Here is a 24,834-nt window from a genome sequence, read left to right on the forward strand (position 1 = left end):
TTGGCGGGAGACGGGGTAGAAAAGGAGTGGTCCGGGGCCACACGAGACCCCCCCCTCCCCACCCTCCCCGAACCGGGAGCCCCATGGTTTGGCGTTCGGTGCGTCGGACGCACCAAACGCCACATTGGGTGCGTCCCACGCAACCAACGCCACATCGGGGCGCTCGATCCGGACCACGAGCGCGGGCGCGGTCCCGGCCGGAGCCCGGAGCCCGGAGCCGGTAGCCGGCACTGGGTCAAGGTCCCACGCCTGAGGAACCCGGCTAAACGCGGTTGTATTCGCGTACAGCGTCGAGGTACTCGGAAATCGCGTCCCGGTTGCGCAGCAGGCACTCCGCTCGCCGGGCCATGCGGTCGCGCTCCTGCTCCAGCGTCGCGAGCATCTCCGGGGTCGCGTCCGGGAAGTAGATCGCGCGGGGCTTGTCGAGGCAGGGCAGGATCTGTTTGATGATGCGGGTGGGCAGCCCGGCGTCGAGCAGCCCGCGCACCTGGATCACGCGGTCGACCGTCGCCTCGTCGTAGTCGCGGTAGCCGTTCGCGCCGCGCGAAGCGATGATCAGGCCCTGCTCCTCGTAGTACCGGAGCAGCCGGCGGGATGTGCCGGTGCGCTCGGACAGCTCGCCGATCCGCATGTGCGCCACCTCACGTAGACCTTCACACGTATGTGAGGGTTCGAGCATAACGGCATGAGAAGTGCTCTCCTCGCCCTCACCACCGCCGCGTTCGTCACCGTGCTCACCGAGGCGCTGCCCGCCGGCGTGCTGCCCGGCATGAGCGCGAGCCTCGGCGTCGGCGAGTCCGCGGCGGGCCAGGCCGTGACGGTCTACGCCCTCGGCACGGCCCTCACCGCGGTCCCCCTCTCCGCGGCCACCGCGGCCTGGCCCCGCAAGCGCTTGCTGCTGGCCGGGGTGGCCGGGTTCGCCGTCGCCAACACCGTGACGGCGCTGTCCCCGGCCTACCCGCTCACCATGGTCGCCCGGTTCGTCGCCGGGGTGGCCGCGGGCGTCGTCTGGGCGCTGCTGGCCGGGTACGCGCGCCGGCTCGCACCCCCGGAAAACCAGGGCCGGGCCATCGCGATCGTCATGGCGGGCATCCCCCTGGCACTGTCGCTGGGCATCCCGGCCGGGACGTTCCTCGGCGGCCTGTTGGGCTGGCGCTCGGCGTTCGGCGTCATGTCGGCGATCGCCGTCGTGCTGCTCGCCTGGATCGCCGCGCGGGTCCCGGACCAGCCCGGGCAGGCCGGCGCCCGGGTGCCGGTCCGGCGCACGATCACCGTGCCGGGCGTCGTGCCCGTGCTGGCCGTGACGCTCGTGTTCGTGCTGGCCCACACCGTGCTCTACACCTACGTCGCGGCGTTCCTCGGGCACGCCGGGATGGGCGACGCCGTGGACGTCGTCCTGCTGGTGTTCGGCGTCGCGTCGATGGCCGGGATCTGGGTCGTCGGCGCCCGGATCGACCGCGCGCTGCGCACGCTGACGGTCCTCAGCACGGTCCTGGTCGCGGTCGCCGCGACACTCCTGGCGGTGTTCACGGGCGGCCCGGCGCTGGTCTACGCCGCCGTCGCCCTGTGGGGTCTGGGCTGGGGCGGCGTCCCGACGCTCCTGCAGACCGCGGCCGGCAACGCGGGCGGCGACGCGGCGGACAACGCCCAGGCCATGCTCGTCACGCTGTGGAACGCGGCGATGGCCGCGGGCGGCGTGCTCGGCGGTGTCCTGCTCGACGCCGCCGGACCGGCGTCGTTCCCCTGGACGCTGCTCGTGCTCCTCGTCCCGGTGCTCGCCGTGGTGCTCGGCGCGCGGCGGCACGGTTTCCCCGCAGCGGCGTGAGCGATCCCGGGTGGACGAAGGGCCCGGGCGGGTTCGCGCCCGGGCCCTCCAGCTTTCAGCAGCGGCCGGCGATGGCCCGCAGCAGTTCCGCGTTCGCGGTGTCCCCGGACAGCTCCCAGGCGAACACGCCGCCCAGCCCCTGGGACTTCGCGTAACCGGCCTTGGCCGACGCCGTCTCGGGCGTGTCGTAGCTCCACCACTGCGAGCCGCACTTCGCGTACGCCGTACCGGCGATCTTGCCGTTGGCCGGGCAAGTCGACTTGAGGACCTTGTAGTCCTCGACACCCGCTTCGTACGTGCCCGGCGCTGGGCCGGTGGCGGTGCCGCCGGGCTGCTTCTGCGTCACGCCGTCCCAGCCGCGGCCGTAGAACCCGAGGCCCAGCAACATCTTCGACGGCGGCACGCCCTGGTGGCGCAGCTTCTGGATGGCGGCGTCGGCGTAGAACCCGGCGGTCGGGATGCCCGGGTAGGACCGCAGCGGCGAGTGCGGCGCGGTGGGCCCGGTCGGCTGGCCACCCGCGACGAAGTAGTCGTAGGTCATCACGTTGTACCAGTCGAGGTAGCGGCTCGCCCCGGCGTAGTCGGTGGCGTCGATCTTGCCGTTCTTCGAGCCGTCCGCGGTGATCGCGGCGGTGACGAGCTGCCGGTGCCCGAACTTCTCGCGCAGCGCCTTGACCAGCGCCGTGAAGGCCTTCGGCCCGCTCGCGTCGCAGGTGTTGCCGCAGGCGTTCGGGTACTCCCAGTCGATGTCGATGCCGTCGAAGACGCCCGCCCAGCGCGGGTCGTTGACCAGGTTGTAGCAGGACTCGGCGAACGCGGCCGGGTTCTTCGCCGCCTCGGTGAAGCCGGCCGACCAGGTCCAGCCGCCGAAGGACCACAGCACCTTCAGCTTCGGGTGCAGCTTCTTCAGCTCGAGGATCTGGTTGAAGCTGCCGTGCAGCGCGCCGGGCTCGGCGCTGTCGGCCTGGCCGCTGACGCTCGTGGCGGCGTCGTAGGGCATGTCGTGGTCGGCCCACGGGTCACCGACCGCGCAGCCGCCGCCCGTCACGTTGCCGAACGCGTAGTTGACGTGGGTCAGCTTCGCGGCCGAACCGGACGTCTCGATGTCCTTGACGTGGTAATTGCGGGCGTAAACGTCCCAGTCGGCGAAGTAGGCCATCACCTTGCCCGGGGACGGCCCGGCTTCGGCCGCGGGCGGGGCGACGACGGAAGCACCGGCCAGCGCCAGCGCTGCGACGGCGATGCGTTTTCTCATGCCAAGCAAGGAATTCCCCTTCGGCGAGCCGGCCGGTCGGACGCGCTGAGGCTAACAGGTCCAGACCACTGCGGACCAGACCGAAACGTTGTGGTCAAAGGGTTTCTCGGTACCCCCGGAGCCGGGCGCGGATTCACCGCGTGCGATGATCGGCCGATGACCGAGTTCGGCTGCGCGCGCTGCTCGGGCGAAGACGCCCTGACCGCGCTGGCGTTCTGCACGACCCGCCTGCGCGAAACCCACCGTCTGGTCGAACAGTCGCATTTCGGCATCTCGCTGCGCGCGTGCCCGGAATGCGGTCAGGCGTTCGCCGCGATCTTCACCGAGTTCGTCGACTGGACCGGCGGTGAGGACGCGCAGTACTTCGACTTCGTGCCGCTCACCGCCGCCGAGGTGACCTCGTTGGCGGCGCAGGGATCCCGGGTGGACCTGGTGCGCCTGGGCGCGCTCGGCAGCGTCCGGCGGCGGCTCTCGTCGAGCTGGCCCACCGGCAAGGAGAAGCGGATCGCCTGGCGGAGGGACACTCTCTCGGTGCGCGAAGGCTACTGAGGACGTTCAGCGGCCAGGCGGAGGATCGCCGCGGCCGAACGGTCCACATCGGCCTCCGTCGTCGACCAGCCGGACACCGAAATCCGCAGATACCGGCGGCCGCGCCAGGTGGTTCCGCCGAGCCAGCAGGTGCCGTCGCGCTGAACCGCGGTGACGATCGCCTCGGTGCGGGCATCGTCCCCGAAGGACACCAGGACCTGGTTCAGGACGACGTCGTTGGCGATCTCGGCGCCGCCTTCGGCGAGGGCGCCGGCGAACCGGCGGGCCAGGCGGCAGCAGCGGTCGACGAGCTCGGCGACGCCGTCGCGGCCCAGTTCACGCAGCGCCGCCCAGACCGCGAACCCGCGGGCGCGGCGGGAGGACTCGAGCGTGAGATCGCCCATGCCGGACACCTCGCCGGCGCCGGTCAGGTAGGCGGCGCGGTGGGCGAAGGCGGCGGCGTGGACGTCCGGGCGGGCACAGAAGACGAACCCGGAGTCGTACGGGACGTTGAGCCACTTGTGCCCGTCGCAGGCCCAGGAGTCGGCCAGCTCGACGCCGTCGAGGAGCGCGGCTGTCGCGGGGTTGGCGGCGGCCCAGAGTCCGAAGGCGCCGTCGACGTGGATCCAGGCGTTCTTCGCGGCCGCGCGGGCGGCGCGGATGTCGTCGCAGGCGCCGGTGTTCACGTTGCCCGCCTGCAGGCAGACGATCGTGGGGCCGCCGCCGGCTTTCCTCGCGAGGTCGGCGACGTCGATCGCGCCGTGGGGACCGGCGGCCACCTCCTCGACGGCGGCCGTGCCGAAACCCAGCAGCCGCAGCGCGCGGTCGATGGTGGCGTGCCGTTCGGCACTCGCGAGGACGCGGACGCGCGGAGCGCCGAAGAGCCCCTCGCGCTCGACGTCCCAGCCGGCTTCGGCGAGGACGTGGTGCCGCGCCGCGGCGAGCCCGGCGATGTTCGCCGCCTGTCCCCCGGTGACGAACCCGGCCGACGCGGTGGCGGGGATGCCGAGCAGCTCCTTCAGCCAGCCGCCCGCGACGTCCTCCGCGGCCGCGGCGGCGGGCGAGAGGACGGCGTTGAACGCGTTCTGGTCCCAGCCGGCGACCAGCACCTCGGCGGCCGTGGCGGCGGGTAGCGACCCGCCGATGACGAAGCCGAAGAACCGCGGCCCGGCGGTGGCCATCAACCCGGGCTCGGCGGCCCGCGCGAGCTGTTCGAGCACTTCGGACGGTGGGCTCGGCTCCTTCGGCAGCGGCCCGCCGAAGCCGTCGCGCAGGGCGGCCTGGCCGGCGGCCGGGACGACGGGCCGGTCGGCCAGGCTTTCCCGGTGGTCGGCGGCCAGCTCGGCGGCCCGGGCCAGGAGGTCACGCATCTCGTCCACGGGACGACTGTAGGCCGCCTCGGGATGCGCGGCCCGCAGGTTTCGGCCGTCGAGGACAGGCCGGGCCGAGCGCCATCTCCGCCAGCCGCCACGCGAGGCGGCGCCCGCCGCGCGGCCGACCGGTCCCGGCCGTCGAGGACAGGCCGGGCCGAGCACCCCAAGGCGGCCTTGGTTGCGTCCCACGCACCGAAGGCCACCTTGGGTGCGTCCCACGCACCGAAGGCCACCTTGGGGCGCTCGGAACCGGCTGTCCTAAGCCGCCTTCGGGTGGGCCGCGCGGCGGTTCTCGCGGGCCAGCTCGACCGTCGTCGCGATCCTTCGCTGCCGCGTCTCCGGCCGCTTGGCCTTCGCGATCCACTCCAGGATCAGCCGGCGGGACGACGGGGGGAACGCCGCGAAATGCGCCGCCGCGGGCGGGTCGAACGCGTGCCGCAGATCCGGCGGCACCACTCCGTCCTGGGCCTCGGCCAGCGCGTCCCAGGTGCCCGTTCGCCGGGCGAGGTCGACCATCGCCTGGCCACGCGGCGTCATCAGGCCCGCCGACGTCAGCCGGGCCACGCGTTCGCGGTTGACCTTGCTCCACGTGCTCTTCGGATTCCGCGGTGTGAAACACAAGTACGTGCTGGAAGCGTCGCGCCGGAGCGCCTTGCTGTCGATCCAGCCGAAACACAGCGCCTGCTCCATCGCCTCGTGGACCAGCACGCCCGGCTCCGGGCTCCCCTTCCGCCGGAGCACCAGCCACACCGATGGCAGCGCGGCCGCCGCCAGCCACTCCCGCCACTGCGCCACCGACGTGATCTTCAGCACCGCGATGCCTTCCAGAGTCTCCATGCCCACATCGTCGCGGGTGAAGTGTTCATCTTCTGAGCACGTTGCCCCGGGAACAATCGGACGCCGCGCGGCGTAGCGTCCTGGTATGGAGACTCCGTTGAGCACCGACCGGCTCGTGATCCGGGACTGGACGGTGGACGACGCCGAAGCCGCGTTCGACATCTACGGCGCGGAAGACGTGACGCACTGGCTGACCCCGGCCATGGAGCGCGTCGGCGACGTCGGCGCGATGCGTCAGGTGCTGCACGCCTGGCAGGAGACGCAGCCGAACCTGCCGCCGCCGCGCGGACGGTGGGCCGTCGAGCGCAAGGAAGACGGCGTGGTGATCGGCGGCCTCGGCATCCGGCTGCTGCCGCCGTTCGAAGAGGACCTCGAGCTGAGCTGGCAGCTCAGCCCCGGAGCCTGGGGCCAGGGGTACGCGTCGGAGGCCGCGACCGCGCTGATCGAGTGGGCCTTCACCCAGGACACCGAGGAGCTGTTCGCCGTCGCGCGGCCGAACAACACGCGCGCGATCGCCGTCGCCAAGCGGCTCGGCATGCAGTGGGTCGGCGAGACCGAGAAGTACTACAACCTGCGGCTGCAGGTGTACCGGATCCGGCACACCGACCTCATCGACTGACCGGCTCCAGCAGGAAGACGCGGATCTCGCGGTCGCCGGCGCGCACGGCGTAGCGGTCGTAGGCCGGCCAGTACGACGCGACCGCGTCCCACATCTCCTGGCGCTCGCCGCCGGTCAGGAGCCGGCCGGCGACCTCGACGGTCCGGCCGCCGATCGCGACCGTCGCCTTCGGCTGGGCCAGCAGGTTCGCCGACCACGCCGGGTGGGCTTCGCCGCCCCAGTTCGAGCCGATCACGACGTACGCGCCGCCCCGCTCGACGTAGAGCAGCGGCACCTGCCGCGGCTCACCACTGCGGCGCCCGAGCGTCGTGAGCAGCAGCGTCCGCAGCCCGACGGCCGCGCCGACGCCGACCCGGCCGCCGCTGATCCGCAGCAGCACCCGGTCGGCGGGCACGAGCGCCCGCCCCAGCACCGCGAACGCCCTGCTCTTCCCGAACCCCGCGAACACCCCGCGCAAACCGGCCACGGTCGAACCCTAGGTCACCACCCCGACGGCGCCGGCGGCGGCACGACCGGCGGCCGGTCGTCGCACGTGATCGTGTTCGGGAGGAGCCAGGGAGCCAGCCAGCCGGAGTTGCCGCCGAGGTCGGTCAGCGAGAACTCCGAACCCGTGGGCGGGAAGTTGAACGAGCCGCAGTTGTTGACGCCGACCGCGCCGACGTTGCGGGCGTCGACGTTCCGGAACGACGCCGATCCCGCCGACCGGGCACTGAGGACGGACGTCCCGGTGCCATCGACGCGCAGGTCCGCGAACTTCAGCCCGGTGATCGAATACCTGTCCTTCACCGGGAAGTCGCTGACCAGCATGATCGCGTTGTAGGTGGTGTCGAGGAAGTGGTCGCCGGTCACCGAGATGTCCGCGGCGATGTCCCGCTCCAGCGCGTAGAACCAGATCGCGCCGAGGCCGATCTTCCAGTTCAGCTCGAAGGTTCCCGCTCGCACGGTCGTGTTGTCCGCGATCCGCAGCTTCCCGGCGAACGGCTCGGCGCCGAACCGCGATCCCACCTGGATCGCGCTGCCCTCGCGGATCGGGTCGGCGACCAGGTTGCCCGAGATGGTGGTGTCGGCGCCGCCGTACAGCGCGATCCCGTTGGCCAGCACCGGCGTCTGGACCGTGTTGTGGTCGAACGTGTTCCGCGCGTTCTGGGTCTTCTCCGCCCACATGGCCAGGCCGTCGTCCCCGGTGTTGCGCACGAAGTTGTTCGCCACCATCGAATCCGTCACTCCCGTGTGGAAGTTCAGGCCGTCGGCGATCTGGTCGGCGACGACGTTCCGCGTGACGCGCGTGTTCCGCATCGGCCCGTCGAACCAGAGGCCGACCTTCGTGTGGTGCAGGTACAGGGAGTCCACAGTGGAGTCGCTGAGCGCGCCGCCGATCGCGTTGACCTGATCGGTGTCGACGCGTTCCCGGACGTCGCCCTCGATCGCGAAACCCGAGAGGTGGACGTCGTGGCTGCCCCCGGCGGAGGCGGGCTTGCCGTAGAAGCCGACGCCGGTGTGCACCGACCCGTCGGGGTCCGGGGTGCCGAGCGCCACTTCGTGCCCCTTGACGATCGTGTACCAGCTGCCGGCGCCTTCGATCGTGACGTCGTCGACGACGATGTGCCGGTTGACCTGGTACGTCCCGGGCGGCAGGTACACCTTCAAGTGAGCGCGCCGCGCGAAGGAGATGGCGCGGTCGAGGGCGTCGGCCGAGTCGCGGCGGCCGGTCGGGTCGGCGCCGAACAGCAGCGCGTTGGCCGCGAAGGGAACGAACCGCGGCGGCGCGACGAGTTCGGAGTCGAGCAGGTCGACGACGGTCCACGCGGCGGCGCTCCCGGCCGGGACGGTGAGCCGGACCTTGTCCCCCGCGCGGTACGAACGGCCGAGCAGAAGGCGCTGTTCGTCGTAGAAGTGGCTGGGGCGGAACGGTTTCGCGATCACCGGCGACGGCGTGGCCGCCGCGGGCACGCACGAGCACTCGGTGATCCACCAGTCCGGGTGCAGCAGGTCCGCGCCGGGATCGTTGGTGAACGGGTACTGGTTGTACAGCCAGGAGTACTGCGAGGTCAGCGTCATCCGCTGCCGGTGCGCGCCGTTCACGGTGACGTCCAGCGGCGCGGTGATCCCGCCGCCGGCGGGCGCGTCCGGGATGCTGTAGCGGACGGTGATCGCGTTCGCGGCGGCCGGCAGCGTGAACTCGACGTACTGCCCGGGCGTCACCCGCACCGCCCGGCGGCCCGACGCCTCGGACGGGAGCGTGTACGCCGAGCGGTCCGGGCCGATCACGACGCCGTCGGTGCGGGCGTTCTCCGCCTCCTGCTCGAGGAAGCCGACACCGGCGCCGCGGCCGGCGACGAGCGCCGGGTCGAGCGCGGCCCGCGTGACGACCGGCCGGTCGGCGGCCGACGCGGGGGTGGCCACCGGGAGCAGGGCGGCGACCGCGGCGAACACGGTGGCGAGGGTGCGGCGCGCCATCACGGACCTCGATTCTCGAGTGGAGTGCCGCGGAAGAGTAGGTCGCGTCTCGCCTCTCCCACAAGGTTTTGCCGGAACTTACTCTGTACTTGCGTACAACAGTTCGGAAGTTGCGCAACCGGACGTCTGGCAGGGTGGGCTCATGACGCGCCCCGAAACCGCCGCCGAAGTCTTCGACGCGCTCGGCACGGACTACGAACTCGCCTTCCGGAACCTGGCCGAGCAGCGGGCCGCGCTCACCGCGCTGGCCGACCGGCTCCCCGCCGGCGCCACCGTGCTGGACGTCGGCTCGGGGACCGGGCGCCCGGCCGCCGACCTGCTCACCGCGGCCGGCCACGCGGTGACGGGATACGACGTCGCGCCGAAGATGGTCGAGATCGCGCGGACCCAGGTGCCCGCGGCCCGGTTCGAGGTCGGCGACATGCGCGAACTGTCCTTCGAAGCCGGCACCTGGGACGCGGTCACGGCGTTCTTCTCGACGTTGCAGCTCCCCCGGGCCGACCAGGAGACGATGCTCGGCCGGTTCGCGGCCTGGCTGAAGCCCGGTGGTTTCCTCGTCTGCGCCACCGTGCCCGCCGACGTGGACGGCGTCGACATAGTCTTCTTGGGACACCCGGTCCGCGCGAGCAGCTTCCCGGCCGACGTCCTCGCGGAGAAACTCCGTGCGGCCGGCCTGGAAATCGTCCGCGAGGAGCAGGCGCTGTTCGTTCCCGATCACCCCGAGGCGGGGCCCGAGCCGCACGTCTACTTCACCGCGCGCAAGCCTTCGTGAGTCGATCGTCGCGCCAACCGCTCACCGGGCCGACCGCTCGGTGGACATGAATTTTACTCAAGTTCGTGCGTATCCCGGGCCACGGACCCGAGCTAAAGTGAGGAATGGGCATCGAAGCTCCGGCCAGGCCGGTACCTCGCGAACACCGCGAGCTGGTGCGCGAGATGCTGACCAGACTGCCCGAGTTCGCCGACCGCCTCGCCCGCCTGCTCAGCGAAGAGGACGAGTTCTACCGCCAGGTGGAGGACGTCGCCCCCGGTGAGCTGCGCCAGGTCTGCCGGGCCAACCTCGAACGCGCGCTGACGGCGCTGGCCGAGGGCCGCGGCCTCGCCCTCGACGCCGCCCGCAAGACCGGGCTCGTCCAGGCGCGCCAAGGCATCCCGCTGCCCGCGGTGCTGCGCGCCTTCCGCATCGGCGGCACCTTCGTCTACGAGGCCCTCCTCGAGCTCGCGGGGCCGGAGTTCCTCACCCCCACCCGCACGATCGAGATCAACTCCTACGTCTGGAAGGCGATCGACCTCTACTCCGACGCCTTGACCACGGCATACGAGCAGGTCGCCGCCGAGCCGTCGCACGCCGACGCGCGCCGGCTGGACGACCTGCTCCGCGGCCGCCTCCCGAGCCAGGCCGACATGGAGGCCGCTGCCCGGGACCTGGGCCTGCCGACCGCGGGCATGTTCGTCGTCGTGGTCACCGAGCGCGTCGAGCCCGACGGGCAGGACACCGTCGAGGCGCTGCTGCGCGCCCGTCGCTGGCGGTCGGCGTGGCGGCCCGGCGGCGAGGCGGGCCTGGTCGCGATCGACCGCATCGAAGACGTCCGGCGGTTACGCGAAGTGCTGGGCTCGCTGCCGGTGGCGGCCGGGCTGAGCAAGCCGTTCAGCGGGTTCCCGGACGTCCCGGACGCGCTGCACCGGGCCCGGATCGCCCGCCGCTCGCTGCCCGCCGGGACGGCCGGCGTGGTGGTGTTCGGCGACTCGCCGGTGACGACGCTGGTCGCCGCGGCGCCGGGGATGGCCCGCGACGTCGTGCGGTCCGCGCTGGCGGGCGTGCTCGCCCTGCCGGGCGCGGAACGCAAGGTCATGCTCGACACGCTGCTCGCGTGGTTCGCCGGCCACGGCTCGGCGAAGGAGGCCGCGGACCGCCTGTTCGTGCACCCCAACACCGTCCGCTACCGGCTGCGCCGCGTGCAGGACCTGACCAAGAGGGACCTGAGCGACCCCGTCGACATCGGCGAGCTGTACGTCGCTCTCGAATCGGTGCGCCTCGACCCCGGACCGGCCGGCTAACTCCGATCTATTGACTTTCGATAGGTATCCAGCGATAGTCGTCGCATGTTGACCGAAAGACGCGCGGTTGCCGCGCTCCGGGTGTTTCTCGTGGTGCTGTTCGGCGTGCTCGTCGTGTTCCAGACGTTCTCGCTGCCGGGCGGGATCGCTTACCACGCGCAGCAAAACCCGCACGACGCGAACCTGCGCTGGCCGCTGACCGCCATCGCGGTGTTCCTCGTGCTGTGCGTGCAGGTGGTGCTCGTCGCGACCTGGCAGCTGCTGACACTGGTCAAGAAGGACCGGATCTTCACCGCCGCGTCCCTGAAGTGGGTCGACGCGATCGTCTGGGCCATCGGCGCCGCGTGGCTGGTCTTCGTCGGCATGCTGCTCTTCGTCGGCTTCAACGCCGACGACCCCGGGATGCCGATGCTGCTGTTCCTGGTCACCGTCGGGATCACCGTGCTCGGCCTGCTGATGGTGGTCATGCGCGCGCTGCTGCGTCAGGCGACCAGTCTGCGGACCGACCTGGAAGCGGTCATCTGATGGCGATCGTCGTGCGCATCGACGTCGAACTGGCCAAGCGCAAGATGAGCGTCGGGGAGTTCGCCGAGCAGGTCGGGCTCACGCCGGCCAACGTCGCCGTCCTGAAGAACGGGCGGGCGAAGGCGGTCCGGTTCAGCACGCTGGAAGCGATGTGCCGGGTGCTCGGCTGCCAGCCCGGCGACCTGCTGGAGTGGGTCGACGACCACGCCGGCGCGGAGGTGGCGGACCCGGCCTAGGCCGCGTCGGCTTCGACCAGCCTCGCCAGTTCCAGCAGCGTGCCTTCGAAGCCGGGACCGGCGGTGAGCGCCACCGTGAGCGGACCCCCGCGCCGGTCCGTGCCCACCGGGAGCGTCACCGCCGGCTCCGTCCACTGGGGACGGTCCACACCGGCCGAGACGACCACGTCCGGCCGGGCCGTCGCGCGCCGGCGGCTGCCGGCGTCGAGGTCGAGCACCACGTTGCCGTGCAGGGAAAGCAGCGCGGCGACGTCGGCGACGGCGTCACGCAGCTCCCGGTCGGCGATCGAGTCCGAATGCGCGCCGATCGCCGCTCGCGAGGGCTCACCACCGAGCCTCGGCACGATCACGCCGAGGTCGCCCGGGGTGCAGGCGAGGACGCGGATGCCGGGCACGCCGGCCAGCGGGTCGGTCAGGGTGATTCCCGCACTCGCGGCGACCGCCACGATCCGGGCCCGCCAGCGCGCGGTGGCCGCGATGGCGACCATCGAAGGGTCCTGGGGCAAAAGGGATGCTCTCCTTTGCGGTCCGGCGCGGCGGAGGGTGGATCGTCCGATGGTGGGCCCGTGCCCGTTGTGCCCGGGAACAAACATGTTTGGTTGCTTGGTCCGAACGGCGGCGCACATGCGGCCTTCCGGTCGCACCGGGCGGCTGTGACCGCCGGTCACACTTTGACGTGCGGCGTGGCGCGGGCCACTATCCGCAGCACCTGATTACCGCCGGGTAATTTGCGTGTCGACGAAGACCGACCCAGGAGGACCGTTGCGACGTGCTTTCGGCCTGATCTTGCTGGCACTGGGCGTTTTCGCGGTCGCCGGGGCGGTACTCCTCCCCACGTACGTCTACCCGAAGCTCGCCAAGGTGCCCCTCGACCAGGACTCCACGTCGGTGCTCGAAGGCACCGCGAGCAAGGTCCTCGCCGTGACCGACGACGGCTCCGGCCCCGTGTCGAACATCCGCGAGAACGCCAAGCTGACCGCGACGGGGCACGTGCAGGCGAACTTCGCCGCGCCGGAGATGCAGCGGGACACCGACTACGCGGTCTGGCTGCTGGCGGTGCAGGTCACCGACGACGCCGACGGCACGGTGCTCAGCGCGAGCAAGCGGCAGGTCTGCTTCGACCGGCGCACCGGCGAGGGCTACGAGCCGAACGGCGCGGCCGACCCGAAGTGCGACGCCCGGAGCAGCTACGTCACCGAACTGAAGGACAAGGCCGACAAGGACGGCCAGAAGCCGGCCGAGACGAACGTCGAGAAGGCGCAACCCGGCCTGAACTTCAAGTTCCCCTTCGGCACCGAACAGCAGGACTACAAGGTCTACGACGACAACACGGGCGCGGCCGTCACCGCCCGCTACACCGGCACCGAGACGGTGAACGGGATCGAGACCTACAAGTTCGTCCAGGACATCCCGGACACGAAGCTCGACTCGAAGAAGGTGCCCGGCTCGCTGGTCGGCTCCGACCAGTCCACAGTGGACGCCGACCTCTACTACCGCGGCGTCAACACGATGTGGGTCGAGCCGGTCACCGGGATCCAGGTCAAGCAGCAGCAACAGCAGCACCAGGAGCTGCGCGTCGGGACCAGTGGCAGCTCGACGGTCGTGTTCGACGGGACGCTCGCCTACAACGGCCGGACCATCGCGCAGATGGTCGACCAGGTGAACGCCAACAAGGGCAAGCTGGAGTTCCTGTCGAGCACCGGCCCGATCTGGCTCGGGATCGGCGGTGGGGTGCTGATCATCGCCGCGATCGTGCTGCTGGTCCGCCGGCGCCCGGCCGAGCCGCCGGCCCCGCGGCAGCGGCGCCAGGTGGTCTTCGCCCGGACCTGATCACCGCTTGCGCAAAACCAGGACAAGATTCCAGGACGCGATCTCGCGAAGGCCGGGAATCCGCACGATCCACATCGCCCAGCTCGGGTGGTACCGCGGATACCCGGCCACGAAATCGGCGAGCGGTGTCGCCTTGGCCCAGCGGAGCGCGGCACCGACCGAAACCGGGAACAGGCTTTCCCCGAATTTGTTCTTCGGCTGCTTCCCCAGTTTCCGGGAATACCGCCGCCGGGCGTAGTGCCCGCCGAGGAAGTGCCACGGCGCGGTCTCGTGGCCACCCCACGGCGAATACCACGGCGTGAAGGACGCGAAGACCGTGCCGCCGGGCTTGGTCACCCGGCACATCTCGTCGAGCATCACCCACGGCTCGGCGACGTGCTCCAGCACGTTCGACGAGTAGCAGACGTCGACCGATCCGGTGCGCACGGGCAGTTCCGTGCCACTGGCGCGGACCATGTTCTCGCCGGGCTCGCCGCGCGCGGACAGCTCGCCGACGTCCGGGTCGAGGCCGAGGTAGACCGCGCCGGCCGCGCGGAACGCGTCGGAGAAGTAGCCCGGGCCACCCCCGACGTCAAGCACCGTGCGCCCGGACAGCGGAGTGTGTGCCGCCAGTTGCCGGACCGAGTCGGCGGCCAGCGCCGAATAGAAGCCGTCCGGGTCGGTCTGCTCGGTGAGGAAGGTGCGGAACAGCGTGACGGAACGGCTCAGCGTCGCTTGATGAGGTCGGTCGAGCACCGGATTACCTACCATTGAACCGTCGCTTTCCCGAATACGTTCCTCTACTGTGTACGCACCGGTAACCTAGCATCGTCGCTACAGTTTGGATAACCCGATGGAACGACCTCGAGTGCTCCTCGTCAACTGGCGCGACACCGGCCACCCCGAGGGCGGCGGGTCGGAGCGGTACGTCGAGCGGATGGCCGAAGGGCTCGCGAGAGCCGGTTACCGGGTCGAAATCCAGTGCGCCGCCTACGCGGGCGCGACGGCCGGGGAATGGCGTGCGGGCGTCCGCTACCGGCGGCGCGGCAACAAGTTCGGCGTGTACGCGCACGCGTTGCGCGCGATTCGTCAAGCCCGCGCCGACCTGGTGGTCGACGTGCAGAACGGGATGCCGTTCTTCGCCCGGCTGGTCGCCGGCTGTCCCGTGCTGGTGCTCGTGCACCACGTCCACAAGGAACAGTGGATCAGCGCGCTCGGCGAGACGCTGGGCCGGGTCGGCTGGTGGATCGAGTCGCGGCTGGCGCCGTGGCTGTTCCGCAAGTGCCGGTACGCCACGGTTTCCGAGGTCACCAAGGCGGAGCTGGCGGGCCTCGGGATCGACCGTTCACGGGTGACGGTGGTACCGAACGGTCTCGACGCGCCGCCGGTGTGCGCGTCCGAACGCGACGCTTCCCCGACGCTGGTCGCGGTGAGCAGGCTGGTGCCGCACAAGCGGATCGAGCACGCCATCGACGTCGTCGCGCGGCTGGCGCGGCGCTGGCCTTCGCTGAAGCTCGAGGTGGTGGGCCAGGGTCCGTGGGACGAAGTGCTGCGCGCGCACGCGGCTTCGCGCGGGGTGGCGGACCGCGTGGTCCTGCACGGCTGGGTCGACGAGCAGGCCAAGCACGAGATCCTCGCGCGGTCGTGGCTGCACCTGTGCCCGTCGGTCAAGGAGGGCTGGGGCATCGTCATCATGGAGGCCGCGGCGCACGGCGTGCCGTCGGTCGCCTACCGCGCCGCGGGCGGCGTGGCCGAGTCCATCGTGGAGGGTCGCACGGGCCTGCTCGCCGAGGACTTCGAAGACTTCACCGCCCAGGTCGACGGCTTGCTCGCCGACGGCCTGCGGCGGGCGGAAATGGGCCTGGCCGGGGCCGAACGGGCCGGGATGTTCAGCTGGGACGCGAGTGTCGGGCAGTTCGAGTCGCTGGTCCGGGACGTCTCCGGGCTCCCGGCGCCCCGGCCGCGGGTCCTGAGCCAGGCGACGCGCGGCTCGGCTTTGGCGTCGTGAACCGTTGTCGGCTCACCTTCCGATGCAGTGAATGACTCATTCCTGGCGTCCAGCGCCAGGAATGAGTCATTCACTGCGGCAAGTTCGGGCCTCGGCGGCGCGGGCGCTGGGGGCGGCGAGGTTGTGAACGACTCGTTCACCTCGTCCGACGCGAGAAAAGGGTCGTTCAGGTCATCGCCGCGGCGCCTGGTCCCGGACCGCGTCGCGGAACTCGTCCAGCAGCCGTCCGGCGGCCGGCGCGTCGAAGTCCTTGCGGCGGGCCCGGACGGTCACCGTGGTCGTCTCCCCGGTGGTCGCCGCGCCGAACGCCACCCCTGACCGGCCGCTCGCGGCCGGGTAGAACGCCAGCGAGCGCACGGTGTCCCCGGTGGACACCACGCCGAGGTTGGACACCAGGAACGTCGAGCCGAGCCGGCTCGCCAGCAGCCGCGTGCCCAGCCGGGCCAGCCTGCTGCTGCGGGCCGGGAAGTCCGGCTCGGGCTCCTGCGCGGCGAGCACCGCGGCGACGTCCGCGCCGGGACGCAGCCGCAGCCGGAAGAACGCGCTGTCGTGCACCGGTTCCGGCGCGGCCCCGGAGCGCCACGACGCGCCCAGCGCGGCCACCATGCGGGCGGTGCGGGCACCGTGCGCGCGGTTCCAGCTCGAGGTGGCGCGGGCGGCGGCCGCGACGAACCCCGCGGCCCCCAGGCGCAGCCGAGGCTCGTGCCGGACGGCGAAGACGTCTCCCGCGGCCTGTCCGCGGCGGTCGGGCGTGATCCGGCCCGGGGGCGCGAAAAGCGCCTCAGCGAGCCGCTGGACCGCCGAAAGCACAAAGGGTTTGCCGCCGGTGCGGGCGCCGATCCCCCTCGCCGCCGAGGAAACCGGGACGTCGAGGAGGGTGCCGAGCAGGGAAAGCAGTCCCAGGCCGTCGAGGGCGCCGTGGTGCGCGGCGACGATCAGGGTGGGCTCCTCGACGCGGACGGCGACGCGCAGGAGCGGCGCGGTCCGTTCGTAGGGCGCTGAAGCAAAGCGGTCGCGGGTGGCCGGCAGGTCGGTGATCCGCTCGATTTCCGGCACTGCACCGAGATGCGGGTACTGCTGGACGGCGGCCGCGAGCCGGGCCCGGAGCTTTTCCGGTTCGGGGGCGGCCGTGCCGAGGGCCGCTTCGAGGAGGATGCTCCACGAAACGGTGGGGTCGCCGTAGAGCCCGACGACGCGGTGCGCGTCGTCGGAGGCGAGCCGGGTCACCGCGTCAGCGGTTCCCGTAGAGCTTGTTCGGGTGGTCGGCCGGGTTGTACTTCACCTGCGCGTTGAGCTTTTCCTGCACCTGGGCGGAGCTGTCCGGGTCGGCACCCTGCGTGAGGGCGAACCCGGCTCCGGTCGCCAGACCGCCTCCGATGATGACGGCGGCGACCACGCCGATGACCGTGCCCACGTGTCACTCCCTTCGCGGCGGGGAATTCCTGCCGCGGCCCAATGTACGCATCGGTAACTTGAGGCACAACAGTGCGACGCACAGCGACGCGAGCACTACTCCGTTCGCCACCAAGGCGGGCGCCCACGAGATCGCTTTCACCGCGGGCACACCCGGGGTCCGGTAGAGCGTCAGCCAGTCACCCGACCACACCGGCGTCGCGTCGGCGAGCAACCGGGAATCGACGTAGCCGGGCGTCCCGTGCTCGACGAGGATCCAGCCGATGCCCGCGGCGGTGAGCTCCCGGGCGGACGTCGCGGCGCGGACGTCGCCGATGCGCGGGTCCTCCCCGGCGATGCGGTCCTGTCCCACTTGGAGCGTGTCGTCCATCAGCACGGGTTTCGGCAGGACGCGCGGCGCCGGGTCGAGCTGCGTGCGGTCGTCGTTCCAGGCGAACCCGCGGAACGCCGAAAGCGGCAACGCGAGCACGTCGCCGGGGCGGTCACCGAGCACTTCGGACACTGCCCGCCAGTCGGCCGGGTACTGCACGGTGCTCAGCCGTCCCCAGCCGCCCCAGGCCAGGTCCGGCATGGTGAGCAGGGGGAAGACGGCCGCCGCCGTCACGAGCGCGATGCGTCCCCGCTCGGTTTTCAGCTTGGCCGCGGCTATTTCGATGGCCAGCGCGAAGCCCAGCGCGAGCGGCAACGCCCACCACGCGACCCATTTCTGGGCGTCGCGCAGCAGTCCCGCGCCGGGGAGGTGCCGCGTGGCCGCGGTCAGCAGCGCGTCACCGCCCGGCAGTGTCGCCAGGGACGCCAGGAGCACTCCCGCGGCGCCGAGGCCGAACAACGAGCGGGCCGGCGCATTCCCCCACCGCCGCGTGAGGGGCGCGAGGCCGGCGACCGCGATGGCGGCGACGATGAGCGTCAGCACCGGGATGAGGGGCAGGGACCGGCTGCCGGGCACCGTTTCGGCGTTCCAGATGCCGCCCAGGCCGAGCACGCTCAGCAGCGCGGGTCCCCAGCTTTCGGGGCGGGCGCTGAACGCCGTGACGCCGACCGGGTCCGAGAAGGTGCCCTCGGCGTTGAGGAAGGTCGGGACCAGCCACGGCAGGTTGAGCACGATGGCGATGGCGAGCGTCTGCCAGAGGCGGCGCGAACCGGCGGCCACGGCCATGACGACGACGGCGAGCACGCCGCCCGGCGGGGTCAGGACCGCCGGGGCGCACGCGAGCACCAGCTTCGGCAGGGCGTTCGGCTCGTGCTCGCGCGCGGCGAGGCCGGCTTTGACGATCCACGGCAGGCAGGCGTAGGTCAGCAGCAGCGGCCAGTGCCCGATGAACAGCCGCTCCGCGACGTACGGCGTCCAGGCGTACGCGGTCGCGGCGACGAGCCGAGTGCCCAGGTGCTCGGTGGGCACCAGGCGGCCGGCGCCCCAAGCGGCCCCGAACAGGGCCAACAGCAGGACGATCTTCTGGACGATGTCGCCGGGCAGCACGGTGGTCGCGAGCGCGACGACGGCGTCGGCCGGGACGGACCGCGGCAGCGTGGCGCCGATCCCGAAGGCGTCCGGCACGAAGTACTGCCGGGGCGCGAACACCATGTCGTAGGAGAGGACGAACCCGCGGCCCAGCAGCGGCGCGCAGACGGCGAACGCCAGCAGAGCGGACACCCCGGGCAACACGGGGAGCGCGAGCCGCCTGCCCGGTGCGTCCACTGCCCTTCCTTTCCGCTGTCCGCGCGGTTAGGGTCCCTGGAAATTACCCGCCGGTAATGGGAGCCCGCCGTTGAGCGTAGCCACCGAAGTGCCGGCCCGGACCGGCAACCGGGTCGCGGCGATCCTCGTCTCGCTCGCGCTCGCGGGCAACAACGCGGCCAGTTACGTGCTGAGCCTCGCGGCCGCGCGGATCCTCGCGCCGGGGGCGTTCGGGGAGCTGAGCTCGCTGCTGGCGGTGCTGGTGATCGGCGTCGTCCCGGCGATGGGGCTGCAGACGGTGGTGGCGCTGCGGGTGGCGCGCTCGCCTTCGCACGCCCAGGGTTCGCTGTTCGCGCTGGGGCTGATGACGAGCGCGATCGTCGCGACGGCGGCCTTGACGCTCAGCCCGTTGCTGGTGCTCCTGCTGCACCTGGGGTCGCTGACGCCGGCGCTGCTGGTGACGGCCGCGCTCGGGCCGTTGACGTTGCTGGGGGTGTTCCACGGGCTGCTGCAGGGCGCCCACCGGTTCGCCCTGCTGGCCGGGCTGATCGCGCTGGAGGGTTTGGGCAAGGTCGGCGGATCCCTGATCGGCCTGCTGGTGACGGGCTCCCCGACGGGGGCGCTGGCCGGGACCGCGCTCGGGTCGCTGGCGGTGGTCGTGGCGGGCTGGCAGGTGTGCGGCCGCCCGCGTCCCCGGTGGGCCGACCGCCACGGCGTCGAAGTACTCCACACGGCGCAAGCGATGCTGGCGCTGGTGCTGCTGGTGAACCTGGACCTGGTGCTGGCGCGGCACACGCTGCCGTCGTCGTCCGCCGGGGAATACGCGCTGGGTGCGATCGTCACGAAGATCGCGTACTGGCTGCCGCAGGCGGTGGGGGTGCTGGTGCTCCCCCGGTTCGCCGCGTCGTCCGGCCGCCGCCGGGTGCTGCCGGTGGCGTTGGCGGTGTGCGCTTTTCTGGACGCCTTCGTGCTGCTGGCTTCGCTGGTGCTGGGGCCGTCACTGCTGTCGTTGATCGGCGGGGCGCGGTACGCGGGGAGCACGATGCCGGTGTGGCCGTTCGCCCTGGCCGGGTCGATGCTGGCGCTGGTCCAGATCCTGTTGTACGCGCGGCTGGCCGACGGCGACCGCCGGGTGGCGGTACTGATGTGGGCGGCGGTGGCCGTGGAGACCCTCCTGATCACGGCTTGGCTGCACGCATCGGCGACCCAGGTGGTGACGGTGGCGGCCTGCTGCGCCGGCGGGCTGGCCGTGGCGGGTTTCGCGCTGGAGTTACGAGCCCGCCGCACCGGCTGAGCACCCCGGCCGCCGCTCGGAGGTCTTGAACGACTCATTCATGACCTCCGAAGACCTGGATGACTCATTCAGGACGCATGGCTGCGAGGCGGCTGCCGTCTGCCGCGGCCGAAGCTACGTGGCCGGTTCCGTCGGGTTGTCCTTGCGGGTGAACCAGTCCACGCACGTCGCCACCATCGCGGCCGCCGCCAAGAGCAATGCCGCCTGGGTCACCGGACCGTACGCCCACTCCTGGCCGTGGCCGAGGATGCGGCCCGTCACCGCTACCCCCGCCGCCACGGCCATGCCGCCGAACGCCAGGTACCGCGGGGCGCTGTCCCAGAACTGCCGGGCCAGCAGGCACGCGATCAGCAGCACCACCGGCAGCATCCCGCCCAGCGCCACCAGCAGCACGATCAGCGCCACCGGCACCAGCGCACCCCCGGGCAACACGGGGAACGACCGCCGCCGGGCCGGCCAGAAGACTCCCGCCAGCATCAGCGCCACCGCGAACGCGCCGATCAGCAACGATGTCCGGTACGCAGAGTCCGGCGTGAACGCCAGCGACACCACCCCGCCCGCGCCGGCCGGGACGATCCACGCCTGCTGCCAGCCGTCGACGCGGGTGCGGGCCAGCTCGCGTCCGTCCAAAGTGGCCACCCAGCCCGCGTTCGCGTTCTCCGGGACCGCCAGCACCGCCTCCGCGCCCGGCGCCACCTTCACCGAGCGCGACGCCGCGTCCCACTTCTCCACCTGCACCGCGCGGCGCACCGGCGGCGAAGAGGACACCGAAGGTCGCAGCCACAGGTCCTGGACGACGAACGACTCCGACCGGTCCGTCCGCAGCTCGTGCCCGCCGGACGGCAGCGAGATCCCGCCCTCCGAATCCCGGCACATCCGCAGCTCCAGGGGCCGGTGCGCGGTGATGTCGGCCAGCGTCCCCTGCACCGACGTCCGGTAGTCGAGCCCGTCGAGGTGGACGTTCGGCCCCGAGCCGCACGGCACCGTGAACGCCGGGTCCGGCCCGGGCAGGAGCCCGTCGGTGCCGGACAGCTCCAGGCTGCCGATCCCCACCGCCGAGCGGGCCGCGGGGTCGTCGTCGTCCCCGGGCAGCACGACCTGCAGCTGGTCGGTGTCCAGGGGTTCGAAGGACGCAGACCCGCCCGCGTCGAGCTGCACCGAGCGCGACCCGGCGCGGCCCACCAGCTCGACCTGACGCGGGATCTGTGCCCCGCTCGCGGGCGAAACCCCGATGTGCAGCCCGGAAATCCGCTTCGTCCCGCTCCAGCCGAGCGTCAGCGCCGGACGCAGGTCGGTGGCGTCGGGACGCCACGTCGTGCCCGCGTCGCCGTCGACCGCCGCGAAGCCGCCCGCCGCCGGGTCGCCGGCCAGCTGCGACGACGACGCCACCGTGACCCCCGGCAGCTGCACCGGGTTCTTGCCGCCGCCCGCGGGCAGCACCGAGCCGCCGACGAGGAACGTCTGCTCGGCGGGAGTGCTGAACAGCCGCCGGATGCCGTCGGGCTCCTCGCCGTCCCGCGCGGCGGACGCGTCACACCGCACCGCGCCGGCCGAAGGCAGGCAGGCGTACCGCGGCTGGGCGCCGCGCGTGAACGCGAACCCGGGCGCCGGCCCGGCGGGCAGGTCGGCCGGGACTTCCAGCGTGCGCTGGGGCTCGGTGCCGGGAATCTTCAGCTCCGCGATGCCGACGTTCCCGTCCTGCCGCCCGACCACCAGCGACAGCAGCGTGACGCGCACCTTGCGGGTGACCCCGGCCATGACGGAGTAGGTGTGCGACCCCGCGCCGCGGATCACCTGCTGGTCGACCGAGCCGTTGTCGGTGGTGACGCGGATCCGGGTCGGCGGCCAGCCCACCCGCAGGTCGTCGACCATCTGCAGGTCCACCGAGTTCACCAGCCGCGGGGTGTCCAGCTCCACCTCGAGCCACTGGCCGACCGGTCCGGTGAACGACGACGAGTGCCACGCCGTGCGCGGGTCGCCGTCGATCGCGGCGAACGGCTGGTGGCCCGGGTCGGACCCGCCGAACGCGTCGGCGAACGACGCGGCCGTCGACGCCGTCACCGCGCGGATACCCCGGTAGGCGGCGACGGTCTGGTGCTCCTCGCCCGGGAACGGCAGCAGGTCACCCGCGGCGCGCTGCTGGCGGAACGCCTCCCCGGCGGTCAGGGTCTGGCTGAGGTTGTCCCGCACGCCGCCGACGTTCCGCTCGGCGCGGCGCAGGCCGTCGGTCACCAGCCGCGGTCCGCCGGGTGAACCGCCGTCGCCGGTCAGCACGGTCGGCGTCGCCGGGTCCAGCTGGCCGGAGTCGATCAGCGGGAGCAGGTTCTCCGGGCCGCCGCTCACCGTCGGAACGTCCTTTGTGGACGTCGCGGTGGCCCGCGGCACCTGTTTGCGCACCTCGTAGATCTCGAGCGGCCCGAACTCCGCCGCCTTGCCGATGCCGGGCGAGCCGGCCAGCCCGGCCCGCAGCGTCGCGACCGGCGGAGCCGTGTTCCGCTCGCGGTCGATGTCGTTGCGCAGCAGCAGGAACCGGTACCCGGACCGCGCGAGCAACGCGGCGAGCCCGGGGTCGCCACGGCCGTCGGCGAGCGCCGCGTCGACCGAGTCCATCAGCCGCGTGTTGCCCTCCGACCCGAGCGGCACCTGGTTGCGCACCGCCCACGGGCTCTTCGCGATCGCCTGCGCGGGCTCGTCGACCGTGCGGCCCCAGTCGTACTCGCCGAACCCGGTGGCCGGCAGCAGCAACGTCCGGGCGTTCAGGTCGGCCTTGGCGACGTAGCCCATCGCGTCGTACCAGTAGCCGGGCACCTCGTCCCAGCCCGGCCCGGACCGCAGGTTCAGCAGCCACGCGGGCGCGGCCATCACCAGCACCAGCAGCAGGCCCAGCGCGGGACGCACGAACCGGCGCGCGGACTTCACCCGGAGCGGGCTCGAGATGCCGTGCACGAACGCCAGCATCAGCGGCAGCCGCAGCACCGGCTCGAACTTGTGCACGTTGCGCAGCGGGGCGAGCGGCCCGTCGAGCAGGTGCCGGACCTGCTCGGCCAGCGGGCTGTCGAGCGTGCCGACGTAGCCGATGGTCAGCAGCGTCAGGCCGGTGAGGACGCCCAGCACCAGGAACCGCCGCTCCGGCAGGCCGCGCCGGGTCAGCCCGAGCAGGCCGACGCCGGCGACGAGCCCGGTCGCGAGCATCAGCACGGGGTTGTCGATCAGCGACCAGCCGCCCGGCCACCACGGCGTGCCCTGCACGACGTAGGCGACCCACTGGTTGGTCCCGCGCAGCACTTCGAACAGCGACATGGGAGCGGTCGTGTTCGTCGCGGACTCGATGTAGTCCAGGAACGGCAGGCTGTATTCGCCGAGCAGCAGCAGCGGCAGGATCCACCACAGCGTCGCGCCGACGACGAAGACGAACCACCACAGGACCAGCTCGACGTGGTGGCGCGTCCACTTGCGCGTCAGCAGCCACAGTCCCGGCAGGACGAGCGCCATCACGACCATCGCGCCGTTGACCCCGCCCATGCACAGCACGGCGACGGCGGACAGCCCGGCGGCTCGCCGCGGCGAGCCGATCGTCCCGGCCCGGACCAGCGGCACCAGCACCCACGGGAGCAGCACCGCGGGGAGCATCTCCGCGGACAGACCGCCGATTTCGGTCAGCATGCGCGGCGCGAGCGCGTACCCTAGCGCGCCGATCAGCCGCGTGCGTTCGGTGCCGAGCCTCATCGCCCGCGCCAGCAGCAGGGCACCGCCGAACGCCGCCGAGAGCAGGACCGCCCCCCACAGCCGCTGCGCGACCCACGCCGGCATCCCGGTGGCCTGGCACAGCGCGAAGAACGGGCCCATCGGGAAGAGGTAGCCGTACGCCTGGTTCTGCAGCTCCCCCGCCGTGGCTTGCGGGTTCCACAGGTGCAGTGCGCGGCCGAGGAAGGCGAGCGGGTCGACGGCGAGGTCGAGCTTCGTGTCGAACGTCGTCTTCCCCGGCATCTGCAGGAACGACAACGTGGTCAGCGCCAGCACGATCCACGTGCCGGGCCGGCGGAAGAACGCGCCCACCGAGAACTTCCGGGCGCCGCCGGAGGGCGGGGCGTCGTCCCGGGACCGTTCGCGGGTGGCGGTTACCATCCGGTAGATACTAGGCCGAAACCTGGCTACGATGTGCCGACAGTTTTGTTGAAGGCAGAGTTCCCGAGTCCCCCGAACTCCAGGCAGGTGCGCCATCTCGTTCGAAGACGCCTGGGCTTTGGCCGAACCGGTCAAGGGCTGGATGACGCGCGCGCAGGGCGAAGCGCTGTGGAACGCCGCGTGCCGCCTCGAGAAGGGCGACGTCATCCTGGAAATCGGCAGCCACCAGGGCAGATCCACGATCGTCCTCGGCGCCGCGGCCCGCACGGTCGGCGCCACGGTGATCGCCGTCGACCCCTTCGTGGACGGCCGCCTGTTCGGCGGATCGCCGACGCGGCAGCTGTTCGAGCGCCACATCCGCCGGGCCGGGCTGGACGACGTCGTCGAGCTCGTTGCCGGTTACAGCACGGAACTGCGCCCTGACTGGGACCGGCCCCTACAGCTGCTTTACATCGACGGCAAGCACGACTACTGGACCTACACCGACGATCTGCGCTGGTCGGCACACCTGCCACCGGGCGCGGAAATCCTGGTCCACGACTGCTTTTCCTCGATCGGCGTCACGCTCGGCACGATCGCGAAGGTCCTCTTCGGACGCCGGTACACCTACGTGGACCGGGCGACGTCGCTGGCGCGGTTCCGGTTGTCGCCACCGTCCACGGCGGACCGCGTGCGCGTGCTGGCGCAGCTGCCGTGGTTCGTGCGCAACGTCGGGATCAAGGTGCTGCTGCGCCTGCGGCTGCGGCCGGTCGCCCGGCTCTTCGGCCACGACAGCCCGTACGACCCCTACTGAACTC

At 72.1% G+C, this 24,834-nt stretch carries 23 protein-coding genes; 11 read left to right on the forward strand and 12 right to left on the reverse strand.

The annotated features are described in order from the left end of the window. Positions 1-262 precede the first annotated feature (262 nt). Positions 263-631: a MerR family transcriptional regulator gene (locus ACZ4TR_RS20465; RefSeq protein WP_465288512.1), complete on the reverse strand. Its 369-nt coding sequence runs from the start codon at positions 629-631 to the stop codon at positions 263-265. A 54-nt stretch (positions 632-685) separates the two neighbouring features. On the opposite strand from ACZ4TR_RS20465, the gene ACZ4TR_RS20470 reads away from it, so the two are divergent. Next, the gene (locus ACZ4TR_RS20470) at positions 686-1,825 is read left to right on the forward strand and encodes an MFS transporter (protein WP_465288513.1); all 1,140 of its coding nucleotides are present in this window, start codon (positions 686-688) and stop codon (positions 1,823-1,825) included. A gap of 55 nt (positions 1,826-1,880) precedes the next feature. Here ACZ4TR_RS20470 and ACZ4TR_RS20475 read toward each other — a convergent pair whose 3' ends face one another. Next, the gene (locus tag ACZ4TR_RS20475) at positions 1,881-3,080 is read right to left on the reverse strand and encodes a glycoside hydrolase family 18 protein (protein WP_465288514.1); all 1,200 of its coding nucleotides are present in this window, start codon (positions 3,078-3,080) and stop codon (positions 1,881-1,883) included. Positions 3,081-3,236: 156 nt separating this feature from the next. Here ACZ4TR_RS20475 and ACZ4TR_RS20480 point away from each other — a divergent pair, with 156 nt between their 5' ends. Further along, positions 3,237-3,629: a hypothetical protein gene (locus ACZ4TR_RS20480; protein ID WP_364516925.1), complete on the forward strand. Its 393-nt coding sequence runs from the start codon at positions 3,237-3,239 to the stop codon at positions 3,627-3,629. Here ACZ4TR_RS20480 and ACZ4TR_RS20485 read toward each other — a convergent pair. Further along, positions 3,623-4,978 (reverse strand): pyridoxal phosphate-dependent decarboxylase family protein, encoded by a 1,356-nt coding sequence (locus ACZ4TR_RS20485; protein WP_465288960.1) that lies wholly within the window; start codon positions 4,976-4,978, stop codon positions 3,623-3,625. The two genes, ACZ4TR_RS20480 and ACZ4TR_RS20485, sit on opposite strands and share 7 nt — an antisense overlap. A 261-nt stretch (positions 4,979-5,239) precedes the next feature. Next, a complete protein-coding gene (locus ACZ4TR_RS20490) occupies positions 5,240-5,818 on the reverse strand; it encodes a YdeI/OmpD-associated family protein (protein WP_465288515.1) in 579 nt (192 codons plus the stop codon). 85 nt (positions 5,819-5,903) lie between these two features. Here ACZ4TR_RS20490 and ACZ4TR_RS20495 point away from each other — a divergent pair, with 85 nt between their 5' ends. Then, positions 5,904-6,437: a GNAT family N-acetyltransferase gene (locus tag ACZ4TR_RS20495; protein ID WP_364516921.1), complete on the forward strand. Its 534-nt coding sequence runs from the start codon at positions 5,904-5,906 to the stop codon at positions 6,435-6,437. Here ACZ4TR_RS20495 and ACZ4TR_RS20500 read toward each other — a convergent pair. Both ACZ4TR_RS20500 and ACZ4TR_RS20505 read right to left on the reverse strand, forming a co-directional pair. Then, the gene (locus ACZ4TR_RS20500; RefSeq protein WP_465288961.1) at positions 6,427-6,894 is read right to left on the reverse strand and encodes a nitroreductase family deazaflavin-dependent oxidoreductase; all 468 of its coding nucleotides are present in this window, start codon (positions 6,892-6,894) and stop codon (positions 6,427-6,429) included. The two genes, ACZ4TR_RS20495 and ACZ4TR_RS20500, sit on opposite strands and share 11 nt — an antisense overlap. A 23-nt stretch (positions 6,895-6,917) precedes the next feature. Continuing rightward, positions 6,918-8,894, reverse strand: coding sequence for a glycosyl hydrolase family 28-related protein (locus tag ACZ4TR_RS20505; protein WP_465288516.1), 1,977 nt, complete (start codon positions 8,892-8,894; stop codon positions 6,918-6,920). Between the two features lie 142 nt (positions 8,895-9,036). On the opposite strand from ACZ4TR_RS20505, the gene ACZ4TR_RS20510 reads away from it, so the two are divergent. From ACZ4TR_RS20510 to ACZ4TR_RS20525, 4 genes are all read left to right on the forward strand, one after another. Beyond that, complete coding sequence (locus ACZ4TR_RS20510) at positions 9,037-9,666, forward strand: class I SAM-dependent methyltransferase (protein ID WP_465288517.1); 630 nt, start codon at positions 9,037-9,039, stop codon at positions 9,664-9,666. Between the two features lie 104 nt (positions 9,667-9,770). After that, positions 9,771-10,952, forward strand: coding sequence for a PucR family transcriptional regulator (locus tag ACZ4TR_RS20515; RefSeq protein WP_465288518.1), 1,182 nt, complete (start codon positions 9,771-9,773; stop codon positions 10,950-10,952). Between the two features lie 45 nt (positions 10,953-10,997). Beyond that, positions 10,998-11,477 (forward strand): DUF2975 domain-containing protein, encoded by a 480-nt coding sequence (locus tag ACZ4TR_RS20520; RefSeq protein ID WP_364516913.1) that lies wholly within the window; start codon positions 10,998-11,000, stop codon positions 11,475-11,477. Next, the gene (locus ACZ4TR_RS20525; RefSeq protein ID WP_364516911.1) at positions 11,477-11,713 is read left to right on the forward strand and encodes a helix-turn-helix domain-containing protein; all 237 of its coding nucleotides are present in this window, start codon (positions 11,477-11,479) and stop codon (positions 11,711-11,713) included. The genes ACZ4TR_RS20520 and ACZ4TR_RS20525 overlap by 1 nt, the downstream gene beginning before the upstream one ends. On the opposite strand, the gene ACZ4TR_RS20530 is transcribed toward ACZ4TR_RS20525, so the two are convergent. Further along, the gene (locus ACZ4TR_RS20530; protein WP_465288520.1) at positions 11,710-12,201 is read right to left on the reverse strand and encodes a hypothetical protein; all 492 of its coding nucleotides are present in this window, start codon (positions 12,199-12,201) and stop codon (positions 11,710-11,712) included. The two genes, ACZ4TR_RS20525 and ACZ4TR_RS20530, sit on opposite strands and share 4 nt — an antisense overlap. A gap of 274 nt (positions 12,202-12,475) precedes the next feature. Between ACZ4TR_RS20530 and pgfA the strand changes: the two genes are divergently transcribed. Beyond that, positions 12,476-13,543: a cell envelope lipid trafficking protein PgfA gene (pgfA, locus tag ACZ4TR_RS20535; protein ID WP_465288521.1), complete on the forward strand. Its 1,068-nt coding sequence runs from the start codon at positions 12,476-12,478 to the stop codon at positions 13,541-13,543. On the opposite strand, the gene ACZ4TR_RS20540 is transcribed toward pgfA, so the two are convergent. Further along, positions 13,544-14,278: a class I SAM-dependent methyltransferase gene (locus ACZ4TR_RS20540; protein WP_465288522.1), complete on the reverse strand. Its 735-nt coding sequence runs from the start codon at positions 14,276-14,278 to the stop codon at positions 13,544-13,546. A 112-nt stretch (positions 14,279-14,390) separates the two neighbouring features. Here ACZ4TR_RS20540 and ACZ4TR_RS20545 point away from each other — a divergent pair, with 112 nt between their 5' ends. Then, the gene (locus ACZ4TR_RS20545; protein ID WP_465288962.1) at positions 14,391-15,530 is read left to right on the forward strand and encodes a glycosyltransferase family 4 protein; all 1,140 of its coding nucleotides are present in this window, start codon (positions 14,391-14,393) and stop codon (positions 15,528-15,530) included. 171 nt (positions 15,531-15,701) lie between these two features. Here ACZ4TR_RS20545 and ACZ4TR_RS20550 read toward each other — a convergent pair whose 3' ends face one another. Genes ACZ4TR_RS20550 through ACZ4TR_RS20560 form a run of 3 tightly spaced genes read right to left on the reverse strand, consistent with a single transcriptional unit; the run spans position 15,702 to position 18,639 of the window. Further along, positions 15,702-16,757, reverse strand: a complete 1,056-nt coding sequence (locus ACZ4TR_RS20550) for a hypothetical protein (RefSeq protein WP_465288523.1) — start codon at positions 16,755-16,757, stop codon at positions 15,702-15,704. Positions 16,758-16,761: 4 nt separating this feature from the next. Beyond that, positions 16,762-16,944, reverse strand: coding sequence for a hypothetical protein (locus ACZ4TR_RS20555; protein ID WP_364516901.1), 183 nt, complete (start codon positions 16,942-16,944; stop codon positions 16,762-16,764). Positions 16,945-16,947: 3 nt separating this feature from the next. Then, positions 16,948-18,639 (reverse strand): MmpA family trehalose lipid delivery protein, encoded by a 1,692-nt coding sequence (locus tag ACZ4TR_RS20560; RefSeq protein ID WP_465288524.1) that lies wholly within the window; start codon positions 18,637-18,639, stop codon positions 16,948-16,950. A gap of 70 nt (positions 18,640-18,709) precedes the next feature. Between ACZ4TR_RS20560 and ACZ4TR_RS20565 the strand changes: the two genes are divergently transcribed. Continuing rightward, entirely contained in the window at positions 18,710-19,912 is a 1,203-nt protein-coding gene (locus tag ACZ4TR_RS20565) for a lipopolysaccharide biosynthesis protein (RefSeq protein WP_465288525.1), read from the forward strand. Between the two features lie 114 nt (positions 19,913-20,026). Here ACZ4TR_RS20565 and ACZ4TR_RS20570 read toward each other — a convergent pair whose 3' ends face one another. Continuing rightward, entirely contained in the window at positions 20,027-24,037 is a 4,011-nt protein-coding gene (locus tag ACZ4TR_RS20570; RefSeq protein WP_465288526.1) for an alpha-(1->3)-arabinofuranosyltransferase, read from the reverse strand. A gap of 118 nt (positions 24,038-24,155) precedes the next feature. Between ACZ4TR_RS20570 and ACZ4TR_RS20575 the strand changes: the two genes are divergently transcribed. Then, positions 24,156-24,830, forward strand: a complete 675-nt coding sequence (locus ACZ4TR_RS20575; RefSeq protein WP_465288527.1) for a class I SAM-dependent methyltransferase — start codon at positions 24,156-24,158, stop codon at positions 24,828-24,830. Positions 24,831-24,834 lie beyond the last annotated feature (4 nt).

Source organism: Amycolatopsis sp. NPDC028719, assembly GCF_055565395.1.

Excerpts from the sequence above, each read along its gene's own strand:
- ACZ4TR_RS20465 (WP_465288512.1), bottom strand. The coding sequence starts at position 631 with ATGCGGATCGGCGAGCTGTCCGAGCGCACCGGCACATCCCGCCGGCTG.
- ACZ4TR_RS20470 (WP_465288513.1), top strand. The coding sequence starts at position 686 with ATGAGAAGTGCTCTCCTCGCCCTCACCACCGCCGCGTTCGTCACCGTG.
- ACZ4TR_RS20475 (WP_465288514.1), bottom strand. The coding sequence starts at position 3,080 with ATGAGAAAACGCATCGCCGTCGCAGCGCTGGCGCTGGCCGGTGCTTCC.
- ACZ4TR_RS20480 (WP_364516925.1), top strand. The coding sequence starts at position 3,237 with ATGACCGAGTTCGGCTGCGCGCGCTGCTCGGGCGAAGACGCCCTGACC.
- ACZ4TR_RS20485 (WP_465288960.1), bottom strand. The coding sequence starts at position 4,978 with ATGCGTGACCTCCTGGCCCGGGCCGCCGAGCTGGCCGCCGACCACCGG.
- ACZ4TR_RS20490 (WP_465288515.1), bottom strand. The coding sequence starts at position 5,818 with ATGGAGACTCTGGAAGGCATCGCGGTGCTGAAGATCACGTCGGTGGCG.
- ACZ4TR_RS20495 (WP_364516921.1), top strand. The coding sequence starts at position 5,904 with ATGGAGACTCCGTTGAGCACCGACCGGCTCGTGATCCGGGACTGGACG.
- ACZ4TR_RS20505 (WP_465288516.1), bottom strand. The coding sequence starts at position 8,894 with ATGGCGCGCCGCACCCTCGCCACCGTGTTCGCCGCGGTCGCCGCCCTG.
- ACZ4TR_RS20510 (WP_465288517.1), top strand. The coding sequence starts at position 9,037 with ATGACGCGCCCCGAAACCGCCGCCGAAGTCTTCGACGCGCTCGGCACG.
- ACZ4TR_RS20515 (WP_465288518.1), top strand. The coding sequence starts at position 9,771 with ATGGGCATCGAAGCTCCGGCCAGGCCGGTACCTCGCGAACACCGCGAG.
- ACZ4TR_RS20520 (WP_364516913.1), top strand. The coding sequence starts at position 10,998 with ATGTTGACCGAAAGACGCGCGGTTGCCGCGCTCCGGGTGTTTCTCGTG.
- ACZ4TR_RS20525 (WP_364516911.1), top strand. The coding sequence starts at position 11,477 with ATGGCGATCGTCGTGCGCATCGACGTCGAACTGGCCAAGCGCAAGATG.
- ACZ4TR_RS20530 (WP_465288520.1), bottom strand. The coding sequence starts at position 12,201 with ATGGTCGCCATCGCGGCCACCGCGCGCTGGCGGGCCCGGATCGTGGCG.
- ACZ4TR_RS20570 (WP_465288526.1), bottom strand. The coding sequence starts at position 24,037 with ATGGTAACCGCCACCCGCGAACGGTCCCGGGACGACGCCCCGCCCTCC.